This window comes from Paenibacillus xylanilyticus, assembly GCF_047246825.1.
In the GTDB taxonomy this organism is placed as follows: Bacteria; Bacillota; Bacilli; order Paenibacillales; family Paenibacillaceae; genus Paenibacillus; species Paenibacillus xylanilyticus_B.
On sequence record NZ_JBFOLB010000022.1, the window covers coordinates 1 to 590 of the forward strand.

Annotated in this window: 2 tRNA genes and 2 rRNA genes; all 4 read right to left on the minus strand. The window is 47.8% G+C overall.

Annotated features, from left to right (window positions below):
* Nucleotides 1-99: 99 nt before the first annotated feature.
* Nucleotides 100-175: transfer RNA gene (locus tag AB3N00_RS30860), tRNA-Ala, on the minus strand.
* A 22-nt stretch (nt 176-197) separates the two neighbouring features.
* Nucleotides 198-274, minus strand: a tRNA-Ile gene (locus tag AB3N00_RS30865).
* Nucleotides 275-304: 30 nt separating this feature from the next.
* Nucleotides 305-421, minus strand: a 5S ribosomal RNA gene (gene rrf / locus AB3N00_RS30870).
* Between the two features lie 106 nt (nt 422-527).
* Nucleotides 528-590, minus strand: a 16S ribosomal RNA gene (locus tag AB3N00_RS30875); the annotation flags it as partial.

The following is a 590-nucleotide window of genomic DNA, read 5'->3' on the forward strand; positions in this document are numbered from 1 at the left end:
TTGAAACTTGTTTACACAAGTTCAGCTAAAAGGAATGTTCTAATTCGCAATTTTCGTTTCGATATCTAGTTTTCAAAGAACAAGCTTGTAAAATCTTGTTGGTGGAGCCAAGCGGGATCGAACCGCTGACCTCCTGCTTGCAAGGCAGGCGCTCTCCCAGCTGAGCTATGGCCCCATATTAGATTATAAAGTATAACTGGTGGGCCCTGGTGGACTCGAACCACCGACCTCACCCTTATCAGAGGTGCGCTCTAACCAACTGAGCTAAGGGCCCATATTATTTTTAAAACCCAATAGGGTTTACGCTTGGCGGCGTTCTACTCTCCCAGGACCCTTCGGTCCAAGTACCATCGACGCTGAAAGGCTTAACGGTCGTGTTCGGGATGGGAACGTGTGGAACCCTTTCGCTATCGCCACCAAACGTTTGAGAGTTTGAGCTCTCAAAACTGAGCAACGAGTGAGTAACTAGCCGACCTGGCTAGATTTTGTATTTGAATGTCTTCGTTACAGAAGACGATTCTCCATAGAAAGGAGGTGATCCAGCCGCACCTTCCGATACGGCTACCTTGTTACGACTTCACCCCAATCAT